Source organism: Candidatus Pseudomonas adelgestsugas (assembly GCF_004124255.1).
In the GTDB taxonomy this organism is placed as follows: domain Bacteria; phylum Pseudomonadota; class Gammaproteobacteria; order Pseudomonadales; family Pseudomonadaceae; genus Aquipseudomonas; species Aquipseudomonas adelgestsugas.
The window spans coordinates 305404-329678 of sequence record NZ_CP026512.1; the positions used below are offsets into that span (position 1 = coordinate 305404).

A 24275-nucleotide genomic window follows, 5' to 3' on the forward strand; every position below is an offset into this window, starting at 1 on the left:
GCTTTACCTGAGGTTATCTGGTCTTGTTTGCAGGTTTTTATATCTTCATAAAACATATCTAATGCGTGCTAGCTCTTTTTTATATACTACATCTAACTTGATGCTTAGTTTCATGAAAGCTTTTCAATTTTGTGAGTTATTCCTAGAGGTTAGTTTATATAGCTTAGGTGTGCGCCTGAAGCATTCTGAGATATTGTGGTTGAATGCGTGCGCTTATAGAGTTTGCTGTCTTAGCAACAAGTTGTTTTAGTTTAAATTCGTTTTTCCTTGAAACTCTTTCTTTGTGGTTGTTGCATCTATTTCTTAAGCTTTCCTACTACGGTTTCCGTTTTAGGCAGGTTTTTCTGTGTACTGATCTTTTTACTGGAGTGCGCTGAGTAGTTTTTTCAACTTGGCAGTATTCTTATGCTTAGCCTCTAACCGTCTCAGCTTGGTCTATGTGTACTCGTTCACATAGAAATAAGTAGCTTATTATTGTCCGCTAAGCACCTTAAAAAATGTATAATTTTGGCTTACTAGTAAATATGTACCTAGTAGCTGACATAATGGCATCAAAATATTTACAAAAAATGCCATCAGCTCTCTTTTATATTAGCTTATGGCATTTTTTGTAGATCTAGATAAGGATTGAAGTGCCCGTCATTTCCTTCGGTTTTTTTAGCCCCATCAGTTTTAGTATGGTTGGCGCTACGTCTGCCAGTACGCCACCTTTACGTACTGTTAGATTGCGCTTACCGATGTAAATAAATGGTACAGGTTCAGCCGTATGAGCAGTGTGAGGCTGGCCGGTGCATTTGTCTGACATTCGCTCACAGTTGCCGTGGTCGGCAGTGATCAGTGCTTCGCCGCCAACTTTCTTCAAATTATCAACTATGCGGCCAATACACAGATCTAAGAATTCTACAGCTTTTACGGCAGCCTTTAGGTTACCGCTATGGCCAACCATGTCACTGTTAGCATAGTTGACTACTATCATGTCAAAATGCTGATATTTTATAGCGTTAATAATCTTGTTAGTGACCTCCAGCGCGCTCATTTCTGGTTGTAGGTCGTAGGTGGCGACTTTTGGTGACTGAATTAAGATGCGTTCTTCGCCAGGGAATGGCTCTTCACGTCCACCAGAGAAAAAAAATGTTACATGAGCGTACTTCTCAGTTTCAGCAATGCGTAGTTGGGTCTTCCCGTTTTTTGATAAATAATCACCCAGCACATTTTTTAGGCTATCCGGTTCAAAAGCAGCAGGGGCATGTATATCAGTTGCATATTTGGTCAGCATTACGAACTCAACCTTTGGTTGGCGTGCGCGCTCAAAGTTCTTAAAGTTAGTATTGACGAATATATAGCTTAGCTCGCGAGCACGGTCAGATCGGAAATTCATGAAGACTACAGCGTCTCCGTTTTCGACTTGTACTGGCTCACCAATTGTGGTGGCCTTGACGAATTCGTCGCTTTCTCCGCGGACATAAGCAGCTTGTAAGCCTTCCTGGGCAGTAGCTGAATTAAATTCAGCCTGACCATCAACGATCAGGTTGTATGCCTGGGCCACGCGGTCCCAATAGTTATTGCGATCCATGGCAAAATAACGGCCTATCATGCTGGCAATATGACCCTTGCCGAGTGTAGCGAAGGTAGTGTCGAGCAGTTCGATGGATGATCGTGCGCTTTTCGGCGGTGTGTCGCGGCCGTCGAGGAAGGCGTGTAGGTAAATCTTGTCAGTTCCGCGTTTGAAGGCTAGCTTAGCCATGGCGACTAGATGATTTTGATGGCTATGAACACCTCCGTCTGATAGTAGGCCCATGACATGCACTGCTTTACCGGCCGCGACTGCTTTATCTACTGCTGCGCAGATGATTGGATTTTCGAAAAATTTGCCATCGTGAATTGCTTCAGTAACACGCGTAAAGTTTTGATATACCACTCTTCCAGTGCCAAGGGTCATATGACCAACCTCTGAGTTGCCAACTTGGCCTTCTGGCAACCCTACATCCATACCTGAACTAGAAAGCAGTCCGCTGGGTGCGGTAGCTATCAAGTGATCAAGTACTGGCGTCTTAGCTAAGTACACAGCGTTGTAGTGATGGTTTTCGCTATGCCCAAAACCATCAAGAATTATCAAGACTAAAGGTTTAGGTGTAGTCATACGTTCTCTCGCGTTAGTAATAAAGGGTAAACAACTGAAAATCAAGCTGCAATTTCAATCGAAATTCCAATCACATCACTTTTTACGATGGTTAGTGCACACTGAGGATATTGTATACTGGGTAATCATTGAAACGTTCTGGAGCCCTCTTAATGGTTGATCAGCTAATCGTATTTATTACTACCAACTACTTGCTTGTAGCTGCTTTTATTATCTTGCTTACGCTACTGATTGCTTATGAAATAAGCCTTAGCGGACGGAGTTTGAGCACGTCAGAGCTGATCATGCTAGTTAATAAAAATAAAGATGTTATCGTGGATATTCGCCCGGTTAAGGATTTTACTGTTGGCCATATTTTTGGCGCCATCAATATTCCACATGATAAGCTAATCGCACGCCTAGTTGAGCTAGAAAAATATAAAGCTAAGACTATTATTTTAGTTGACGCGCAAGGTCGGTACGCTGGCATCAACACTAGCGAAATGCTTAAAGCAGGTTTCATTGTTGCTAAATTGTCTGGCGGTATTAGTAGCTGGAAGGCTAATAACCTACTGCTGGTAAAGTGATGTTAGCCAGGTTGTTATTTGCTATAGTTAGTGTGCTCTGATCACTTAAATACGAGCTAAGGCTTTGCTTAACAAAAGCATTACCTGTAAATAGATCAAGGTTGACGATAAATCTCAAGTGTTTGCCGAAATAACTAAAAGATAGATACACATATTCTTGCCTTAGAGTGTAATTGGCAGTAAATATGTTAATAGATGCGATCATCTACTTGCCTTGGTGTGCTTGTAAACTCGATGCACTACTGCCTATACAATCTCTGAAACTTAAAAGACTCTAAGATTAAGCAATATTTGCGATTACTGACTAACAGAATGTCAGGGGGCAGCAAAAGATCCAGGATCTACAATTTTTGTTGTGGCAAATTTATGTGCGTGACCTATCGTTTGAAGCATCGAAAAGCTTATCTATTGTAATCAGGAATGGACTCCGAGTTTTGTATTAGAACTGCGCACTAGTTCAAAATAACTAGCAGGTGATTTTCATGAAATTATGCTAACTATGTTAGGTTACCGTAAAGAATATCGAATAGATAGCTTTATTGCTGAAATGCAATAGGCTGGTATCTTTTGATTAAAGACTTGAATAAAACATCTAAAAACTGTATTTTAGGTGCATCTTGCCAAAGTATTTTGTTTCCGTATGTCAGTGAGACTATAGATAGTTTAATTGCTCGTGGCGCGTTTTTAGCTCTAATGCTTATTTTAGTAAACTTTAATACCGTGTATGCTATAATAGCTATAGCGTATGCAGTGAGAGAATTTATCAATAACTTAATCAGTTGATGCTGCAAAAAAAAATGCAGTAAGCTAAGCTTCCTATAAAAAATTTACCTCCCGCATTATGTAGATGTTAGTTAAAATTAAGCTCGCGCTAGTTGTTGTAGACAGCTCTCTTATAAAGCATTGAACAAGTCCACTCTCTTTCGCATATCAACTGCCGTAGTTCATGGTTACACTAGTAGATGGTTAAGTTTGGCTGACGAAGTATGGCTTCTAAGTGAAACAGGAGAGCTGTTGCCTTCAACAAAACTAGCACTATAAAATAGTTGCGATATTTTTTGGCGGTGAACGAGAGCAGTTATGGGCGGCTCAGTCTTTTCTAGGTAATCAACTAAGTCAGCCTAGCTTAGGATGTAGTTAATATAGCGTTATGTAAGCGCTTATCTTTCATAGTAAAGTGCAGTTGCTTAATTAAATACAATTGAGAAACACATTTTGTGTTAATTCTGATAATGGTACTGGTATTCAGTTTATTTTTTAGTAAAACAGAATGACGTGACACATGCGCGGCTTAGAGGGTACAAATACATTTTACTGTATCCATAAAAACGACCAATGGTTTAAGGTATTACTTAGTGTTATGAGTTCATTGGTGATTGTGAGTTTGATGATTGTTGTAATGATAGGTTTCTTGAATTATAACCTTAGATCCTGGTTGCGCAGCGACAAGTAAAGATAATAAAGAATTGTGTAGTAGCGATGTGTAAGGCAAGGTCGCTAGCAGTTAGTCTAATATTTATAATAAATATATGAACTTAACACATTCGCACGACCAATATTAGATTGCTACTGAACTTAGGTAGCTGTTCAGCCGTTGTGTTAGCGACAGAAAATGGAATGGTTTGTTATTGGTTGGAGATCTGGTTTCAAGAGAAGTGTTGGCTTAATGCTTAAAAATACTGAACATTGGTATTTGTAGGTGTGTTGTTATAATATTATTAGCTCTGCGTTTGTCACAAGCTTGTAGGTTTACACGATAATGCTTTAATGGTGTATTTATTAAATAATAAATATTGCTTAAACCTTGTAAAGATTTAAATATAGTCACCGTTTTTACTCGTGAAAACAGTGTTTTGTAGGTTAAGTTTAATCATAAACCACTTAAATGCTAATACAGTACTATTAAGCTAATTTTTATTAGCTGCATGTTAGAAACTAATTAACCACTTGACTGCACTTTACAGCATCTTTTGCTTTGGTGTCAGGCTTCTTTGTGCAGCGCTAACCAAGAAAAATAGTAGGCGATAGTTAATGTATTTTCAGAACGGTTTGACATACGTGTAATGTATATATAGATTAAGTCTTGGCAGCGGAATAAGCTTTTTTGGAATTTATTTGCTTGTATTAATGTTTTAAGGTGCTGGCGCGTGGGCCAAGATGATGCATGCATCGACCTTCATCAGCATTTTCTCATGAAGCACGTTAAAACTAGTCTTTCGCAAATATGCCACACAGTAGGTTCACTTGGGTTTCGTCAGATATTCACTAATAGACGCTAGCGCTATGCGTAGATGTGTGCTAGTTAGTACTGGTTTACCAGTGTTAGGTATTGTGGATATTAGTGATAATTATCACTTCAGACTGCTATAGTGAATCAGATTACCTTATAATCACGTTGGCGCTATTGAAACTATTGATTAGGTTTATGCCTTTTTTGTTGTAAAGTTTTCTTAATTGTTCTTGATTATCTTGTAGATATGTGCGGTCGTTATCAACGATCAATACTTTTATTGCTAAAATTTTTATCTATGAAGTTACTTGTTATACCAGAAGAAAGATTAAGAACGATGGTGTCGCCGAGATGGTTTTTTATATTTGACTATATTCTAGTGTTAAATAAAAATGTTTTATGTAACGACTAAGCCTCACCAAATACTGTCCGAGACGCTATTAACCGCCAACCCTTTATAAGGAAGATAGTTTCCTGCAGTTCCGTAGAAATGCCATGGCCGTTGCCGATGGCCTCGACCTTTGTCACTGGGTAAGGTGCGTGCACATAGTCAATTGCTAACTAACGTAAAGTTCTGGTTGCGCAGGCAACAGGGTATCCTCACTGAAGAAATCATTATGGTCCTTAAATCTTCATTTAGCAGCTCGCAGTTTTAGTAGTGCGCTAACATACAAGCATCTTGCTTATATTTTTTTGGTATTTGTGCTTTACTTATTTAGCTAGCCTTATAAGCCCTAAAAACTGAACACAATGAATGCAGGACTTCGACTGACTCAGTAAATAGTTCGATGAACTTGCCTTCATGACTACTGACTATTTAACGTTGTTCAGTTCATGCACATAAACTGCAGGTTGTTATATGAGAATAATAAGTGCAATAGTCTGAGTGAAGACTGTAAAATTAAATCAAGTACTTAGAAAGAAGAGCATACAGTACTGAGATATGGATTTAAGGTGCGACATTACGATCTTGGCTATGTTTTTTAAAAATTAAACTAAAATTGACTAATTATACGTGAATTATATACTACATAACACTTATGATAATGCTGTTTTGTAACATTATTGAATGAGTCAGGTATGGTGCCTATTCGCAGTGAATAAAAAAGTTTATTTCGCTTGCTAATAGCAGCGTAGTCAGTTAACACTGCATACGCCAGATACGACATAATTACTAGTAAACTGTTTACCATGCTGTTAAATACTAACATGCAAAATATCCACCATGAAAGGGGTCCCTTGTTGTTATAGGTTGAGTATAGCTAACTGATTAACAACTGTAGTATAGTTCATATTCTAGTGGGTGCACGCAAGTGCGCACCTTAACTTCTTCTTCGCTTTTAAGCTCAATGTATGCATTAATAAAATCGTCACTAAATACGTCGCCTTTAGTTAAAAAGGCACGGTCTTTATTTAACTCTTCCAGGGCTTCTTTCAGGCTACTACATACTTGCGGGATCTCTTTAACTTCTTCAGGCAGTAGGTCATATAGATTTTTATCTATGGCATCGCCAGGGTGAACTTTGTTCTGGATACCATCTAGGCCAGCCATTATTAGCGCAGCAAACGCTAGGTATGGATTGGCAGATGGATCAGGGAAGCGTGCTTCGATACGGTGAGCATGTGGATTGGACGCATAAGGAATACGGATTGAGGCGGAACGGTTGCAGGCCGAATAGGCTAGCATTACCGGCGCTTCGAAACCAGGGATTAGACGTTTGTAGGAGTTAGTTGATGGATTAGTAAAGCCGTTGAGGGCTTTACCATGTTGAATGATGCCGCCAATAAAATACAGGGCGGTGTCCGATAGGTCAGCGTAACCTTTACCAGTGAAGGTATTTTTGCCTTCCTTAGCGATAGACAAGTGAACGTGCATACCTGAACCATTATCGCCATATAGTGGTTTAGGCATAAAGGTGGCGGTACGTCCATAGGCATTAGCCACGTTGTGTACACAGTACTTTAAAGTCTGAACCTCATCAGCCTTAGCAACCAAAGTATTAAATTTTACACCGATTTCGTTCTGGCCGGCAGTCGCCACTTCGTGGTGGTGAACTTCGATAATCAGGCCCATTTCTTCCATAGCATTACACATTGAAGCACGGACTTCATAATCGTGGTCAAATGGCGAAACTGGGCAGTAGCCACCTTTGATGCCTGGGCGGTGGCCTTTGTTGCCGCCTTCTATGTCCTGGTCCGACATCCATGAACCTTGTTCGGAGAATATTTTAAACATAGAGCCAGATGTATCAGACTTGAATTTAACTGAATTAAAAATAAAGAACTCTGGTTCTGGACCTACGAGTATAGTATCGCCTATACCGGTCAATTTTAAGTATGCTTCAGCACGTTTGGCGACTGCACGTGGGTCGCGATCGTAGCCTTGCATGGTAGAAGGTTCAATCACATCGCAGATGATGATCAGGGTTGGATCTTCAGTAAATGGATCGATCACAGCAGTACTATCATCCGGCATCAGGATCATGTCAGAATCTTCAATGCCTTTCCAGCCGGCAATAGAGGAACCATCAAACATTTTGCCTTCTTTAAGAAGGGCATTATCTAGAGCGTCACGAGCCGGCATTGTTACGTGGTGCTGACTACCTTTAGTGTCTGTGAAGTGCAGATCAATCCATTTAACGTTATGATCTTTAATGAGCCGAACCGACTTCGACATAGTACCCTCCGGGTGGTTTCTGGCCTTTAGCTTTTGGCTGCAGCAAGGTAGTTAGTTATTAAAATAATATTAATGTCTACGTAAATATTTAACTAAGGCAGCCTGTTTAGTGAGAATATCAAATTGCACACTATTGCGCCAACATAGCCTATTTGTCTTCAAAGCTAGTCTGTATAACAGTTAAATTCACTTTCATATAACGGTGTTATTTACAGAAGAGTAATGAGTAACATAATGTACTTTAGCGTTAATTTATGTGTATGAATTGTTTTAGTGCATTGCATCTTTATTAACTAGTCAAAACTTAAGCGATTTTCGCTATAATTTATATTATATTTTTAGCAAGCTCTATTTTGCGCTGTTTCTATGAAATTGATTGTTAAAGTCTTCCCTGAGATTATCATCAAAAGTCGACTAGTACGTATGCGTTTTATCCGTAAACTAGCTAAGAATATACGTGCTGTACTCCACGATCTTGACCAAGCCGTAGTAGTCAGTGGTATGTGGGATTATCTCGAGCTGGAAACTCATATTACCGATGCTAAAATTTTGAAGAGCATGATAGAACGCCTAAGTTCTATGCCGGGTATCGCATATTTCTTACGGGTAGATGAGTACCCGCTGGGTAGCTTGGACGATATTACCGAAAAGTGTAAGCAGCACTACGGTGAATCGCTGGCAGGCAAGATGTTTTCTGTGCGTTGCAAGCGTGCCGGTAAGCACCCATTTAGCTCCATGGATGTAGAGCAATACGTTGGTAGCAAGTTGCATCGCGAGTGCAGCGCAGCTGGAATTTCTCTAAAAATGTCGCAAATTGAAGTACGAATAGAAATTCGTGACCAACGATTGTTTGTGGTTCACAGTCAGCATAACAGCATTGGTGGCTACCCTCTGGGCGTACTGGAACAGACTCTCGTTCTAATATCCGGTGGTTTTGATTCTACAGTGGCAGCCTACCAGATCATACGCCGCGGCTTGATGAGCCATTTTTGTTTCTTTAACTTAGGTGGACGTGCACATGAATTAGGCGTGATGGAGGTGGTTCACTTTATCTGGAAAAAGTATAGCAGTTCTCAGCGTGTGCTATTCGTTAGCGTACCATTCGAGGAGGTTCTTGGCGAAATTCTTAACAAGGTTGATAACAGCTATATGGGCGTAGTATTAAAGCGTATGATGTTGCGTGCTGCTTCTCAAATTGCTGATCAATTGCATATTGATGCGCTGGTAACAGGTGAGGCAATTTCTCAGGTGTCCAGCCAGACTTTGCCAAACTTGTCATTAATCGATTGTGTTACCGAGAAGCTGGTTTTGCGTCCGCTAATCGCTAGCCATAAGCAGGATATCATTAATTTAGCAGAACAAATCGGCACTGCTGACTTTGCCAAGTACATGCCAGAGTACTGCGGAGTAATCTCGGTGAGCCCAAAAACTCACGCTAAGCGCTATCGCGTAGAGCATGAAGAGAAAAAATTTGACATGGCAATTCTAGAGCGAGCGCTTAAGAATGCTAGGTTGGTTCCAATAGATCGTGTAATTGATGAGTTGGGCCAGGATTTGCAAATTGAAGAAGTCACCGAAATATTGGCTGGCCAGGTCGTCGTCGATATCCGTCACCCGGATGCTGCAGAGTATGAGCCGTTGAAAATTACTGGTATTGACGTAAAAATGCTACCGTTTTACGCATTGAATAAGTGTTTTAAGGAATTGGATAATAGCCGTCAGTATTTACTGTATTGCGACAAAGGCGTTATGAGTCGCTTGCATGCTCACCATTTACTTAGTGAAGGGTATGTCAATGTGCGCGTTTATCGACCGAATAAATAGCTAGCCATTCGTGATTTGCCTATATTTTAGTGTCACTGATTCTTACTTTGCTATTAATCTGCTAGCAAGAGCTATTAGTACATCGCATTCACTCTAATCGAGATATATACGTGATCGAAAATTTACGTAACATTGCTATCATTGCTCATGTTGATCATGGTAAAACCACGCTAGTAGATAAGCTTTTACTTCAATCTGGCACCTTGGAGCGCAGCGAACTCAACGATGAGCGCGTTATGGACTTCAATGACCAAGAAAAAGAACGCGGTATTACTATCCTAGCCAAAAACACTGCTATTAACTGGAAAGGCTACCACATTAATATTGTGGACACTCCAGGCCATGCTGACTTTGGCGGCGAAGTCGAACGTGTAATGTCTATGGTTGACTCTGTTCTGCTGTTAGTTGATGCCCAAGAAGGTCCTATGCCGCAAACACGTTTTGTGACAAAGAAGGCTTTTGAGGCTGGCTTACGTCCGATTGTGTGTATTAACAAGGTTGATCGTCCAGGCGCGCGCCCAGATTGGGTTCTGGATCAAATCTTTGACCTATTTGACAACTTGGGTGCGACAGAAGAACAGCTGGACTTTAAAGTTGTTTACGCCTCTGCTCTAAACGGTACTGTAGGTCTAGAATATACCGATATGGCTCAAGACATGACTCCTCTATACCAATCGATCATAGACAACGTACCGGCGCCAAAAGTTGACCGTGAGGGTCCATTTCAGATGCAAATATCGGCACTTGACTACAACAGCTTCTTGGGTGTGATCGGTGTTGGCCGTATCGCTCGTGGTAGCGTAAAACCAAATACCCAGGTTGTTGTGATTAGCGCTGATGGCAAGAAGCGTAATGGTCGCATACTTAAGCTAATGGGTCACTACGGTTTGCACCGTATTGACGTTGAAGAGGCTTGTGCTGGTGATATCGTGTGCGTTAGCGGTATGAATTCATTGCTCATCTCAGATACTTTGTGCCATCCTGATAATATAGATGCAATGCAGCCTCTGACCGTCGACGAGCCAACTATTTCTATGATCTTCCAAGTAAATGATTCACCTTTTTGCGGTCAAGAAGGCAAGTTCGTTACCTCTCGTAATATCAAGGCACGTCTAGATAAAGAGCTGCTGTACAACGTTGCGCTTCGCGTTGAAGAAGGTGATTCAGTTGACAAGTTTAAAGTTTCTGGGCGTGGTGAGCTACACCTCTCAGTACTGATTGAAACCATGCGCCGCGAGGGTTTTGAAATAAGCGTTGGTCGTCCAGAAATCATTATCCGTCAAATTCATGGTGTAAAGCAGGAACCGTTTGAAAACGTAACCATCTTCATCCCTGAAGATTCCAGGGGCAAGGTCATGGAAGAGATTGGTCAACGTAAGGGTAACCTGATTAGTATGGTTCCTGATAGCAAAAATCGTGTTCGCCTTGAATACAACATTCCTGCTCGTGGCCTAATAGGTTTCCGTAACCAGTTTTTAACCATGACTAATGGTGCTGGCATTTTAACTTCAATTTTTGATCGCTACGACACTGTAAAATTTGGCGATATATCTAGCCGTCAGAATGGTGTTTTAGTATCAGTTGAAACTGGCAAGGCACTGACCTACTCCCTGGAAATTTTGCAGGCGCGTGGTAAACTGTTCGTTGAACACGGTCAAGAAATCTACAACGGCCAAATAATTGGCCTAAACAGCCGCGATAACGACATTGGTGTTAACCCAACCAAAGGCAAGAAGCTAGACAATATGCGTGCTTCAGGTAAAGATGAGACCATCGCCTTGATTCCGCCTGTTCGTTTTACCCTAGAGCAAGCTCTAGAATTTATCCAAGATGACGAGTTATGCGAAGTTACACCTAAGTCGATTCGACTGCGCAAAAAGATTTTGAATGAAGGCGAGCGTATTCGCGCTGCTAAGAAGGCTAAGAATTGAGTTAACTCAATTTTAAATGATAATGCTAATGCTTGTATGGTAAAAAATTTTAATTTGAAATTGAAGAAAGTTGCCGATTTTTCTTGGAACAGGTCAGTAACTTTCTTCAGCAGGTCTTTTTATTTAAACTCATTGACGATTTTAAGTAATGCTATTTTATCAGTCTCGAGAGAATTAAAGTGTTGTGATAGTAATTGTTTAAGATTGTATTAATAATCCAATTATTATGCCCTATATAGTTTAATATATTAATATTTAATAGACTTTATCTAAAGTAGTCATTTTTTAAAAATGAGCAAGATCCTTGCACTAATTTCTCTCAAAAATTAATAAAATTAAAAATTACTGAATTAGAGCCTCTATCGGCTGTTTATCTAGCTAGGTTGTTATAACCTAGCTAGAGATCTCATGAATCAATGTCTCAGGAACTGTTTTTACGAGTAATAGAGATAAATACATTTCGTGATGCTGTCTTAAGTAAAATTTACTGAATTGATTAAGTAAAAGCCACAATTAAGCTTTTTATCACAATTAATTTGACGCCATTGCTCCTAATTAGTTTGCTACATATATCACACGTAGCATATATATATCGTACAAGGCTATAAGCTAGTTTATTGTTTTAGTCTAACAAGGTGCTTTGTAATAAGTCTAACGGCATTCGTCAGTGTCTAACGCTTCTAGCGTAAACCTAATGTTTTAATATTTATTGTGCACAAGGTATAAATGTCTATTTGATCTGTTGCTTTTGTGATGCGAACCATGCATTACTGTGGCGGTATGCAGTTTGATATAGATGTACTGCTAGGGTACATAATTGTATAGATTTTCCTATGAATTGTGTAGATTTTATTATGCCATAGGTCTGATAATCCCCTTTGCCATCGTAGAAAAGTATAGCAGATATACTGAGCGGTTTACGTACAAAGACCATATTTGCTGAACTACACAAATTCTATTGACCGTGGCTGGCGCAGCGTCTATTTAGTATCGCAAAAAATACCTTTGGCTATATACATAAGTAAGCGTTATATTAAGCTATAGTTATAGCGATTGCGGTTGTTCAATACAACCAATAAGTTTAGGCGTATGCGCTGTTATAATAACTCGTACAATACGTTGTAAGATCACGAATCTACTAAACTTTAATAGTTTGTGCTATACGCTGCTGATACTTACATAGGCATGACAGACGCGAGTACTCTCCACATCGTCTTTGTAGCAATTAGGTCTAAGAGTCGTGGGCAGGACAGCTTGTCAGTTTTGTATGATTGAAACTAGCAATAAGTTGCTGTATTAGCTATCGTAGAGCCGATTTGCAACTAATCTAATTTGGTGGCAATCAAGTAACTGCTTATTATATTGCTTGACTTAACACTGTCAAGACATAGTTTGATATAAAACTGCAACATTTAAACCGTAGCTAGTTAATACGCTTAAGTTGTAAGTGGATGAGCATGGAGTGGTGGTGACTAAGGCGTCGAAGTTCTCGTCATGCGCTTTGTTGTACATGTGATGCAGTTAGTATTTCTAGCACACAATAAAGCTACTGTTCTACCACCTGTTATTTTGGCGATTATGTAGATAAAAGTGGCAAACTTGTCTTTATTCACGCTTATATTTAATTATAAAAGCACTAAATATCTAAAGACTAGAGAATAAGCTAGTCTTGTCAGAGAAGTAATGGTTAAAACACTGATATTTATCATCTCGCATGAAGTAAACATTTACTGGAAGCAACTTAGTTATATTAATTGTGCTATTTGTAGTGCAAAGGCACTGGAAGCTATAGTTTAAAATCTGTAATGCAAGCTCTACCGTGGACTTTATTGAGTTTCTAATTCTATGATTAGAGGATTTCACGGTTAACTTGTGTTAAACTTATCATGCTTGATGGAGTCTTTTATGTCTCGCGTTATTTTAAGTCGTTATTTAATCGAACAGGCCCGTAGCAATAATACGCCAGATGATCTATGTTTTCTTATTGAAGCAGTGGCGCGTGCTTGCAAGGAAATCAGCCAAGTCGTGTCTAAAGGTGCACTTGGTGGCATACTAGGTAGTATGGGCACTGAAAATGTCCAAGGCGAAGAACAGAAGAAACTTGACGTAATCTCTAACGAGATTTTGCTCAAAGCTAACGAATGGGGCGGTCATCTGGCTGCTATGGCGTCCGAAGAAATGGGTCATGCCTATCAGATTCCTAGAAAATACCCAAAAGGTGCTAACTTACTGGTGTTCGATCCACTGGACGGATCGTTCAACATTGATATTACTGCTACAGTAGGTACTATCTTCTCGGTATTACATTGCCCTAATGAATATTTAAGTCAAAACGAAGTTTTGAATGAAAAAGCTTTTCTGCAGCCAGGTACAGAGCAGGTAGCTGCTGGTTACGCAATTTACGGCCCGCAGACTATGCTTATATTGACCGTTGGCGATGGCGTTCAAGGCTTTACCTTGGACCGTGAAATAGGCAGCTTCGTGCTGACCCATGAAGACATGAATATTCCTGCTTCTACCCAGGAATTTGCTATAAACATGTCCAACCAACGTTATTGGGAAGAGCCTGTCATACGTTATGTAGGCGAGTTAATAGCTGGCCAAGATGGTCCGCTAGAGAAAAACTTTAATATGCGCTGGGTGGCTGCTATGGTGGCTGATGTGCACCGGATCCTGATCCGTGGTGGCCTATTCATGTACCCACGTGACAGGCGCGAGCCATCTAAACCAGGCAAACTGCGTTTAATGTACGAAGCTAGTCCAATGTCATTTTTAGTTGAACAGGCAGGCGGTGCGTCTACTAACGGTTATCAGCGTATTCTTGATATTCAGCCAAAAGGCTTGCATCAGCGTGTAGCAGTATTTTTGGGTTCGAAGGAAGAAGTTGAGCGTATTACAGCTTACCATAAGCAGTAATACTGCTGCGGTCATTGGTTCGCGCTATTATGAAGCGAATCACTTTAAAAAACTAACAAGTTTTAGCATTCTTGAGACTTTTTTATTTTTATTTGTCAAGAGCTAGGTTATCCCACTTTTCTCTTAGTTATTTAATAGGCAACTAAGCCGTTTAGCTCTATCGGAAGCTTTGCGATATCTTTATTTCATATCGTTTTGCTGATTTTTGCATGCTACTAGGCTGCACGCAGCAAAGGCAATCTGAAATTATATTCAGCCTGATAGGCTTAACGCAGAAAAATTAAAGTGACTACAGTGAGCCGAATTGATTATACCAAATTAATTTGTTGGGCTAAATTAGCCTGTTTACTGACTAGTAACCGACTGGCTCAACCAAGGACAAATATCGTACGCTTACGTCAAAACTAACCTGATATAGATGCCGTAATTAACTTTGTTTAGGTAGTTTATGGTCTTGCAAGTCAGGGTTATGCTGAATTTATAAAAGTCCAGCATTCTTGACCTTCAATTCCCAGGTTTTACGCATGAGGTACACGGTAGTTTACCGTGCCGCTTTAATACAGCTTTAATATTAATCCGTTCAGTTATGGAATACTATCCATTGGTAGATATAAACTGAAGGACATCCTTAAAAAAGATTGACGCTAAAGTTAAAGAATTGGGCCGTTTAACACCATGTCTGGCTAACTGATTGGAATAGTATGCAACAAGCGAGCCATCTGCGCTTATTTCGCTTAGTTGTGGCTAACACCTAAGATCTATCTCGTTATTTAGTCAGAATCGCAACATTAGATTCATGTAGTGTGGTCCTGTTACCGCATATAATAAGCTATTACTTAAACATTTGCCCACACGAAAATTTAGACTTCTCATATTCTACGAGCATTATAGTGCATACGTTTTTAGTAGCGTTTTAACATATTAATCATTTGATTCTTCACTGAAGAAGAATTTTAGTGTATTTCGCTTGTGCTTGTACAGCAAGCCATTACTAGCTTGATGCGTTACACAAACATTCCTACCGGATTGCAATAAAACTACATCAACAGAAATAGTTCAGAATTTCTCTATGATTAAGCAGAGACTTTTACTAAACTCTCGTAATAGTGATATTCTGTAAGGATTAGTTGGCCATCTAAAGCACCATCGTATTCTACTAATAGATCTAGCGGATATTATTATAAATAAGTTTTCTTTTACAGAAAAAGAGATGCATAACATTGGACGATTTGTCAGCGGTTAAACACTCATAGCTGCAAATGACGTATATAAGCAATACTTTTAATTAGATGGCGTTCAATCTACAGCGTTTCACATAAGTAAAAAATATGATTATCTTGCTGCGTAGCAAGACAAAAAGGGGGGTTTAAAAAAATTTTTGGATCGTTAATCTAGGTTTAATTATTTAGGTATGTATGTCAATGGTCTGCAATATGTTTGCTGTAATCATGACCGATATGCAACTAACCAATAATAAAGTTTAGCTTATCGTCAGCTCAAGTGCACTAGCATTGTCGCGATGCTGCTCTAATTATTATAGTCTTTATTAAGATCACTGTGTTATGCTTCATATCTACGATAGTTTTATGTCTATCACGATCTTCATTTGGCAGCCTTTTAGCAGCCAGCATATTTTGAGTGCAATAAGCCTATTATATATCTTTTTATTAGTGTTTATTGCTGCTGTTTTTTCGATAGAGTCAAGTTTTATACCAATGACAAACGATGTAACCGTATAAATCTAATATGGTAGGAATGTATGCTGAATGCTATAATCCATTTAAAGATTAATAGCGTTATAACAATAAAGATAAAAAATATCACATTAACTAAACTAGTTTGTTTTATTACTGAGTTACCGGTGCGTCAGGTAATTAGTTCGTGCTCTAGTGGTTAGCTTTATAAAAGACCAGTACGCACCGCGTTATATAATCGAAGGTAACGCTAAGCACAATATTAAGCACTAAAAGCATTAAACCTAAAAAGTACTGACCTAGTTAAATATGCATGAATAGTCAAAGACTAAGAATAATCACCTAAATAGTTATTTTTATAACTGGTCAGTTAGCTATATCTATAAACCAGACAACAACTAAACACTTAAAGTTATTTTCTGGAAAATAACTACATTAGGTTTTGCTTAGTTATTTAGCTTACGCTAGATATAGCTAAGCTGTCGAGCTAACAACAGAGCAAATTAACCTAGTTGACTGCTGCTTACTAAGCATTCACTGATTAGTCATATTAATATCATGAAACTAGAAAAAACCTAGTACAGATAAAATTGCGATCATTAAGGTTAGCCTTATTATATGTATTATTTTTTAGTAATCTTCGGCATGATTCTGTTTAGTATTCATGTGACTAGCAAAATCTAGGTCACTAACCTGAGCAAACTGTAGGTCTACTCTGGCTTATTTTACTTAAATAAGATCCAATAGGTATAATCGCTGCGATTTACTGTTTTTCGCTACTGCGTTAGTTTGATTGATAATCTTATTTGTATAGGTTACGATGTAACGCTTAACGCCTACAGAATGAGTCCATTGAACTAGAAATTTTAGGTTGCTTAGCTAGTTTGTAGCGGTATAGATCGTACTTCTAGCAATTGCTGCCCTACTGTAAGTTTAACTAGTTGGCTGGCAATCGGTAAAGGTCTATGGTAACTTACCATTATTTTCTCGAGAAACTGATGTGGCGTTGATAGAAATGTTTAGCAGGCCTGCCCAGCTATAGCTATAGCAGGCGATTTAATGATTGATTATCAGCGGTTCAGTAGGTAGCCATATTGGCCTTTCTGTTGATAAATATAAAATTTATTTATAAAGATCTTAATGCTTCATGCCTAAAAACATAGAGTTTTGCTGTAAAATACTTTGTTGTCCATGATGCGCTATATTGCTAAATACTAGATAATCACGCGCTAAGTAGATTGGCATTGTTTGGTTTAGTTTTGATTTAGTGCTAGTGAGAGCTGCTCATGATTATCAGTTGTCGTAATGCATTAAAATTAACAACTAAGTTGTCAAGCAAATTACTAGTAATGAGGATCCATCTTGTTTGGCCTTATTGCCGCCAGTCTGTATTGATGTCTGTTAAGTAAACACAACTATTATGGTATCAACGCAATCATCTGCAGATAATTTTTAATTAGACGCTCTTATCACTAACTAATGGTTGTTAACGATATGTTAACCGGCGTGATCCATTCTTACAACTTTTTTGTAAGTTATACTGATGCAACGTATTAGCTTTAGGTATCTCAATTTATTTGCGACTTATCTAGTAAGCATTATTGCTTGAGTTCAAGCATAACTATCACTAGCACAACTATAACCAGATTAACTCCTCTTAATGTTTTTAGGGCAATGCCACATTGCAGTGCCCCTGAATATTTTAATGTCTTGCATTGTTGGTGCTTGTTGTTATTTTTCTTTTAGTATTATCAACAGCATTATTAGCGAATAATATTTCAATAAAACTGTAGCAGTCATGGTGCATACCTATTTTACATGCTTACAGAGCTTTGTATCTAGTCTCTATTAAAGAGACTTTACGTCATTGTGAAGTAGAACTAATCAAGTATCTTGCGGTAGGAAGGTACGTACCAGGTATTACTCAGTAATCCGGCAACCATTAGCTAATTATGCACCAGCAGAATATATAGTCAAGGCAACATCGAGCAGCTCGTTACTAGGCGTGCATCAAATAATACTGATCCTGCACGTGCTATTGCTGTTGTTGCACCAGCTATCGTCACAGGCCAAACCATCCTATTCATAATGCTTCAGAAGGTTTACTTTAAGGATATTTAAATTACAAGACTTACAGTGTTGTATGCTTTGTTATTTTGTTTATTAATTATTATTTTATTCGAAATAAACACTTTTTATAGTGAATGACCGTATCTACTGATAGTGCAATATTGCTCTAAAATTGACTAAGTTATAGTAAAATTTATGATTACAGTTATTATGAGACATAATTAGCCGGCACTGTTGCAATGTTTTTAGCTATCTAACTAAACGTTAGCTTTTTTGCTAATGCTTAGTTAAGCTTAGCGTACAAAATACGCACCATTACAAACCTGCATACCTTTCACAATGAAAGCATAAATAGGAAAACATATCGTTAATTTTAAAAGTAATTCACTCTTAGCTATGAGATCCGCATTACGTATTGAATTCAGGTTAGTCACGATGGCTTATACCTAGTGGCTGTCATAGCTAATAGCGAAGATATTTGGCTTGATCAGCACATTATAGCAAAATTATCTATTTGATGTTCTATGAGTATTGCTGGAATCGTATTCTGTAGTACTTCGTTTAGATAAGCTGAAACATCTCTGCGCGCTATCAATAGTTCAATTATTATCGAGCTGTCACATAAATATGACCAAAGTGAGCGTTATACTAAGCATGTCTGCGTTAAGTGTTTATAACAAACTTATATTTTAAATTTGCTCACTTATATCTATAAAATCGCGTTTAGGTACGGCCAGTGTATACTGGCCGCTGCTGCCTGCTAATTAGCTGCTGAAGTTTTCCACCAATACATCCTTAATCTTTAGTTTATTTTGGTTTATTGGGTGAGAGGCTTGATGGTATGGATTATGCTGTCGGCTTTATCTTTTTATGCTGCAGATAGCCAATGGTAGCCGTGTAGTTGCCTGTTTAGGTTATTTGGCGTAGACGATATTTACTGACTACCATGTATTTACTTTCTTGGATCTATTGAATCTAATGCTACTGCAGCTTTAGAAGCTCTTTGGTATAGCGTATCTTTTCTCTGTATAGTAAGCGGCTACTTTGTTCATGATGGTAGCGACTGAATCGGTTTCTACCTGCTAGCAGTTTAATCATTGCGCTAATCTATTAGTTACTGTAGGGGACTTGTCTAGTAATGCTAGTAATCTTAGTGCGCAATAGTTAATGTTTTTAATGAACTCATATAAAGTGTACTGCATCATGCAAAGTATGTCCTGTTACAATTAACCAAATTAGTTTCGATAGCTATAGTTTAGGATATGGTTCAAGTTACTAGAGATCATGCATTTAGTGATCTTGAGAGTTTAGCACAGCAAAAATTACAATTTAATTAGAGTCATACCTTTGGTAGCGGCTATGATAAAAAATCAGTGCTGCGCAACGTAGTCATTAGCAGAAGCTGTTTATTTTGAGTGGTATCAGCATTGCATACGATTTGCTTGTGGTAGTTATAGTGTTAACTTACAGTTGTGCGGTAGGTCTGCCAGTATTATACTGGCCTCTTTTAAACAATTCGCCAATCTAGTTTGTACATTGTGCGTAAAAAATATATTTTAAGGTTGAGTGATATCAAGCTTAGTATTATGTAGACGTTATCAGAAGATACGTAGAATTTTGTAACTACATAGATCTAGTTTGGGAGAACATCAGATACTAAAATAGTTTAGCTAGTATAGTATTGACGGTGGTTTTTATGTGAATAATTCATGCTTCGATTTAAATCATCCGCAGGCCAGCTTTAGCTAAATAGTATCATCCAGTAGGATATTCAGCTATTTTCTTGACCAAGAAGCCAAGGTTACCACCTTATCCTACCAACGCAGGTTGATGAATAATCACCATGGTAGTTAATCAGGCTAAGGTTAATTTTTAAGTTATGGCCAGCAAGGAAGTCTTCGGCAAACGGCTTTAAGCGTTTTTTCAATGAGCATTTTCAGTATTATCGTATTTTATGCCTAATTTAAACTAAGTGTCCTTTGTTGACGAATTGCTTGTGGCTTCAGAAATAGAGCTCTACAAGAAAGCCTTTTCAACTTAGTAACTATTGACTTAGACCATTCTCGATAATCTCACTACAGAGGTTTGCAGTACTCGGTACATTATTTTGAGGAACTACAAAGCCAGTAAGCATGATTAATAGGTAATTAATCTCATAGCGGTAGATTGAAGTCGACTTGCAGTGTTGCTTTGTGAGCGTTGAGGTGTAGCATTTTGCATTACTAGTGAGTTCTCCAATGAACCTAACCAGTAGTATTATTTACCATTGTAGTGTTGTACATATATACTCAGTGCCAATAATGCAGTATGATTGCGGTCAACGGTAATGCAGTCAGTATCTTCAAGCAGTAGCAGATTCATGGTTATATGATGAGTGGTTATTTATGCTCTATAGATAAGTTATCTAGGTAATTGCTACGCTTACTGATTAGACCGTTAAATTTGATGCCTATTTTACACAGCATTAACTGTATACGTTTAATGTGATCCATGAAAATACATCCGATAGCCTGCGAATCATGTTCACTAAAAACAGTTTATAATAACTTATAGGCTGATTTTTTCAGGTATTTAACTTTGACTATATCAAGCTAAACTAACACCATTATAGCTGATTATATTTTGAATTTAGTACCATGAATATAAAGAATATTGTTATCACGTAGTCTAGGTAATTATTAATTTCAGTTATTAGTTATGCGGTAGTATAAGTAGAGTAGTAGCGTAGGTTGAAAATTTCAAGATTAGCGGTGATACTAGAAATAGATGACAGATATTCTGGCATAGAAAAGTAAAGTATTTAAAGTTAGCAACGGTAGATGCGCTGCATCTTTTGCGTTCGCATAAAAGCTTAGCGTGATACAGTTTCAATATAATGCAATGGCACTAGAATTATTAAAATAACGAACTCATCATAATTAGCTTCCACAGCCAAATATCGGAGATAATAAATCATTGGCGATCATCATCGCTCTGTACGTTAGTTGCTGCCGTACAGAGCGATGATATGAAAGTGTAGATTTACTGAGTGAATGTGAATGGTTGTATAAAAATGATGAAGATCGCCGTTACGTTAACGTACTATGCAGACGTACAAGTCAGTGTTGAGGTGCTAGCTTTTTCAGTGTATAAGTATCCATAAAGCTCACTTCAGCAATGTATAATCATAAGGTAAGCTTAGCGATAGCACACAGATATTGATTTTCACTATTTAGTGACCGGTTTAGTTCTATGGTCGGTATAATATTTTGGGCATGAGCAATAAGTGCGCGGTTGTGCTCGAACAGTTTAGCTAGCTCTAAGCTGTAACAATACAAGATATTCATTGTACAGCTAGATATGAGCTGATTCAATTGGTGCTTATTTGCGTTTAACATCCTAATTGATAACAGTTCAAAACTATGCTTGAAGCGTCTGATCAATGGATCTATCAAGCAACCGGTACATGGTAGGAATTCTGGTTTCGAAAACCGGCTAGCAATACCACTACGCAGTCGAGAAGTAGCTCGGAGAATCTAATATCACGTACCAGTCTAAAGTACCTAGAATGCTTTACTGGTTAGTTTCTTGCACTGCAGCCCTTATGCTGCATGTTACCTCACTCAGTGAGTGGTATAAATCACATTTATAGTGCGTAATTTAATCCTGTGATACAGGTTAGTTTCCTGATTGACTGAATCTTTATTGTTGTTTATAGATTTTATGATGGCTACTAATAGATTGCTTTATATCAAACTCTAGATTTTTAGGTTTCTTGGTGTTGCATGCTGGCACTATTAACAGTATGTCAATTTGCATGTACAACCAAAAAATATTCATGCCATACATTTTCCTTTAGGGCGATCTAAATGGAGGTACGAGAGGCTTTTTCGGTATACCCAGACAAACCGAAGCGCCGGTCTAGTTCATCTAGCACTGCTTGTGGGTGCTGTCCAAGCTGAGCAAGCATAACCAGGCTATGAAACCACAAATCTGCAGTCTCATATATCACATCGTTATGATCACCGCTAATTTGCGCATCCTTAGCTGCAATAATTGTTTCGATGGATTCTTCGCCAAGCTTTTCTAGAATTTTATTTAGGCCCTTGTGATACAAACTTGTTACATAGGAATTGTCTGCGTTTGTACCTTTACGGTCTTCCAGCACTTGGGCTATACGGTTAAGAGTATCGCTCATGTTTAAGTGCCTGTTGAGTAAATGGTATTTGGATCTTTGAGTACCGGCTCAACAGTCTTCCATGTGTTGTTTTCGAGTACGCGGTAGAAGCAGCTGTACCGGCCGGTGTGGCAGGCTATATCACCGATTTGTTCGACTTGAAATATCACTACATCAGCGTCGCAATCGATGCGCATTTCACGCAGGATCTGCATATACCCAGACTGTTCTCCCTTACGCCATAGTTTACCACGTGAACGTGACCAGTAAGTAACTCGCTGCTCAGCTGCAGTTAGACATAGTGCTTCGCGATTTATCCAGGCCATCATTAATACGTGTCCAGTTTTATAATCCTGGGTAATGGCCGGCACCAGGCCATTATCATTACTATCCCAGTGTATTGTATTCAGCCAATTTTGCATATGCAGCTCCAGTAAACTATGACAGTGTACAGCCAGATTAGCTATCGATACACGATTAAATAAACGCCTACGGCAATCATTATGCTAGCTGGCCAGCAGTTCAGTTGATTTAGCGACAAGCTAGTGATTAATATTACTCCGCCTATCAGGTGTGCGGCGCCTAATAGGCGGAGGAACCAGTCGTCATTATGTTTGTGCCACGGCACTGGTGGGTTTTTAACTTGTAGTTGGTACATGCGTTCTAGTAGATCGCGAGCCATGCTGGCTAGGTATGGTAGTTGTTCTATTTGACTATGCAGGTTACTCAGCAGGTTTTTTGGACTGACGCGCTCGTTTATCCAGCGCTCTAAAAACGGTTGCGCAGTATTCCATAAGTCAAGATCAGGGTATAGTTGTCGACCTAGTCCTTCGATGTTAAGTAAAGTTTTTTGCAGCAATACCAGCTGTGGTTGCACTTCCATATTAAATCGGCGTGCAGTTTGGAAAAGGCGTATCAGCACCTGGTAGAAGGAAATATCTTTTAACGGTTTTTCAAAAATTGGCTCACATACCGTGCGAATAGCTGTTTCAAACTCATTGAGTTTAGTTTCTGCTGGTACCCAGCCAGAATCAATATGCAATTGTGCTACACGGCGATAATCACGTTTAAAAAAAGCAAACATGTTCCGCGCTAGATAATCTTGATCATCTGTGTTTAAGCTGCCTACAATGCCGTAGTCGATAGCAATATATTGCGGGCTCCACGGGTTAGCAGTGTTAACGAAGATGTTGCCAGGGTGCATATCAGCATGAAAAAAACTGTCACGGAATACCTGAGTAAAGAAAATTTCTACGCCACGTTCAGCCAATATTTTCATATTGGTACGCTGTTCGGCAAGGGTGGTTAGGTCGTTGATTTGTATGCCGTAAATGCGCTCCATTACTAAAACTTTTGAGCGACACCAGCTCCAGTACACTTGCGGTACGTATAGCAGGGGTGAGCCTTCGAAGTTATGCTTTAATTGGCTAGCGTTGGCTGCTTCGCGCAGCAAGTCAAGTTCGTTATAAATAGTTTTTTCATAATCGATGATTATGTCTACTAGGTGTAGCAGACGTGCGTTAGCGGAAAAACGCTCAGCTGTACGAGCTATGATAAACAGCCACGCTAGGTCTTGGTCAATAATTGACTTAAGGCCGGGGCGAATTACCTTCACTACTACTTCTTCGCCAGTTTTTAGCTGTGCAGTATGCACTTGCGCTACCGAAGCTGATGCTAATGGTTTAACATCAAAACGGCTGAACACGTCGTTGATCCTCTTATCTAGTTGCTCCTCTATTAGTTTCATTGATTGCCTAGAATCAAATGGCGGTACGCGGTCTTGTAACAGCATCAATTCATCAGTGATGTCTGCTGGTATTAGGTCGCAGCGCGTGGAAAGGGTTTGTCCGAACTTAATAAAGATTGGTCCTAGGCTCTGTAATGCCAGCCGTAGGCGTATACCACGATTTAGCTTTGGCGGTTTACGTGGAAACCAGCGCCACGGCAGTGTAAAACGCACCGCCAGCAGGAACCAAGGCAGTGGTAGAGCGAACAACAGGTCGTCAAGTTGGTAGCGGATTAAAATCCGCTGGATACGAAATAAACGACAGATTGTAAATAGTTTCATGAG

Annotated in this window: 11 protein-coding genes; 5 read left to right on the forward strand and 6 right to left on the reverse strand. The window is 39.0% G+C overall.

Annotated elements, in window-relative coordinates; translation table 11 throughout:
- Positions 1–616: 616 nt before the first annotated feature.
- The gene (gene gpmI, locus C3B55_RS00745; RefSeq protein ID WP_129210586.1) at positions 617–2140 is read right to left on the reverse strand and encodes a 2,3-bisphosphoglycerate-independent phosphoglycerate mutase; all 1524 of its coding nucleotides are present in this window, start codon (positions 2138–2140) and stop codon (positions 617–619) included.
- A 152-nt stretch (positions 2141–2292) separates the two neighbouring features.
- Here gpmI and C3B55_RS00750 point away from each other — a divergent pair, with 152 nt between their 5' ends.
- Both C3B55_RS00750 and C3B55_RS04625 read left to right on the forward strand, forming a co-directional pair.
- Positions 2293–2706, forward strand: coding sequence for a rhodanese-like domain-containing protein (locus C3B55_RS00750; protein ID WP_129210588.1), 414 nt, complete (start codon positions 2293–2295; stop codon positions 2704–2706).
- A 579-nt stretch (positions 2707–3285) separates the two neighbouring features.
- Complete coding sequence (locus C3B55_RS04625; RefSeq protein WP_457912705.1) at positions 3286–3489, forward strand: protein-export chaperone SecB; 204 nt, start codon at positions 3286–3288, stop codon at positions 3487–3489.
- A 1855-nt stretch (positions 3490–5344) separates the two neighbouring features.
- Here C3B55_RS04625 and C3B55_RS04545 read toward each other — a convergent pair.
- Together C3B55_RS04545 and glnA are read right to left on the reverse strand one after the other, a co-directional pair.
- Positions 5345–5482 (reverse strand): hypothetical protein, encoded by a 138-nt coding sequence (locus tag C3B55_RS04545; protein WP_157978046.1) that lies wholly within the window; start codon positions 5480–5482, stop codon positions 5345–5347.
- Positions 5483–6206: 724 nt separating this feature from the next.
- Complete coding sequence (gene glnA / locus C3B55_RS00760; RefSeq protein WP_129210590.1) at positions 6207–7613, reverse strand: type I glutamate--ammonia ligase; 1407 nt, start codon at positions 7611–7613, stop codon at positions 6207–6209.
- A gap of 366 nt (positions 7614–7979) precedes the next feature.
- Between glnA and thiI the strand changes: the two genes are divergently transcribed.
- The 3 genes from thiI to C3B55_RS00775 all read left to right on the forward strand — a co-directional run bounded on the left by thiI (position 7980) and on the right by C3B55_RS00775 (position 14284).
- On the forward strand, positions 7980–9437 hold the full coding sequence (gene thiI / locus C3B55_RS00765; protein ID WP_129210592.1) for a tRNA uracil 4-sulfurtransferase ThiI: 1458 nt from the start codon (positions 7980–7982) through the stop codon (positions 9435–9437).
- 110 nt (positions 9438–9547) lie between these two features.
- The gene (gene typA, locus C3B55_RS00770; protein WP_129210594.1) at positions 9548–11368 is read left to right on the forward strand and encodes a translational GTPase TypA; all 1821 of its coding nucleotides are present in this window, start codon (positions 9548–9550) and stop codon (positions 11366–11368) included.
- 1905 nt (positions 11369–13273) lie between these two features.
- Positions 13274–14284: a class 1 fructose-bisphosphatase gene (locus tag C3B55_RS00775; RefSeq protein WP_129210596.1), complete on the forward strand. Its 1011-nt coding sequence runs from the start codon at positions 13274–13276 to the stop codon at positions 14282–14284.
- A 7608-nt stretch (positions 14285–21892) separates the two neighbouring features.
- On the opposite strand, the gene C3B55_RS00780 is transcribed toward C3B55_RS00775, so the two are convergent.
- From C3B55_RS00780 to ubiB, 3 genes are read right to left on the reverse strand one after another with little or no spacing between them, the layout of a single operon-like run.
- A complete protein-coding gene (locus C3B55_RS00780) occupies positions 21893–22225 on the reverse strand; it encodes a phosphoribosyl-ATP diphosphatase (RefSeq protein WP_129210598.1) in 333 nt (110 codons plus the stop codon).
- Between the two features lie 2 nt (positions 22226–22227).
- Positions 22228–22626: a phosphoribosyl-AMP cyclohydrolase gene (hisI, locus tag C3B55_RS00785; RefSeq protein ID WP_129210600.1), complete on the reverse strand. Its 399-nt coding sequence runs from the start codon at positions 22624–22626 to the stop codon at positions 22228–22230.
- Between the two features lie 41 nt (positions 22627–22667).
- Positions 22668–24272 carry a ubiquinone biosynthesis regulatory protein kinase UbiB gene (ubiB, locus tag C3B55_RS00790; protein ID WP_129210602.1) on the reverse strand — a complete coding sequence of 535 codons (1605 nt, stop codon included), beginning with the start codon at positions 24270–24272 and terminating at the stop codon, positions 22668–22670.
- Between the last annotated feature and the right edge of the window lie 3 nt (positions 24273–24275).

What these genes read in the sequence shown, in the direction of transcription:
- thiI (WP_129210592.1), top strand. Translation starts at nt 7,980, where the DNA reads ATGAAATTGATTGTTAAAGTCTTCCCTGAGATTATCATCAAAAGTCGA.
- C3B55_RS00775 (WP_129210596.1), top strand. Translation starts at nt 13,274, where the DNA reads ATGTCTCGCGTTATTTTAAGTCGTTATTTAATCGAACAGGCCCGTAGC.
- glnA (WP_129210590.1), bottom strand. Translation starts at nt 7,613, where the DNA reads ATGTCGAAGTCGGTTCGGCTCATTAAAGATCATAACGTTAAATGGATT.
- C3B55_RS00750 (WP_129210588.1), top strand. Translation starts at nt 2,293, where the DNA reads ATGGTTGATCAGCTAATCGTATTTATTACTACCAACTACTTGCTTGTA.
- C3B55_RS00780 (WP_129210598.1), bottom strand. Translation starts at nt 22,225, where the DNA reads ATGAGCGATACTCTTAACCGTATAGCCCAAGTGCTGGAAGACCGTAAA.
- gpmI (WP_129210586.1), bottom strand. Translation starts at nt 2,140, where the DNA reads ATGACTACACCTAAACCTTTAGTCTTGATAATTCTTGATGGTTTTGGG.
- hisI (WP_129210600.1), bottom strand. Translation starts at nt 22,626, where the DNA reads ATGCAAAATTGGCTGAATACAATACACTGGGATAGTAATGATAATGGC.
- ubiB (WP_129210602.1), bottom strand. Translation starts at nt 24,272, where the DNA reads ATGAAACTATTTACAATCTGTCGTTTATTTCGTATCCAGCGGATTTTA.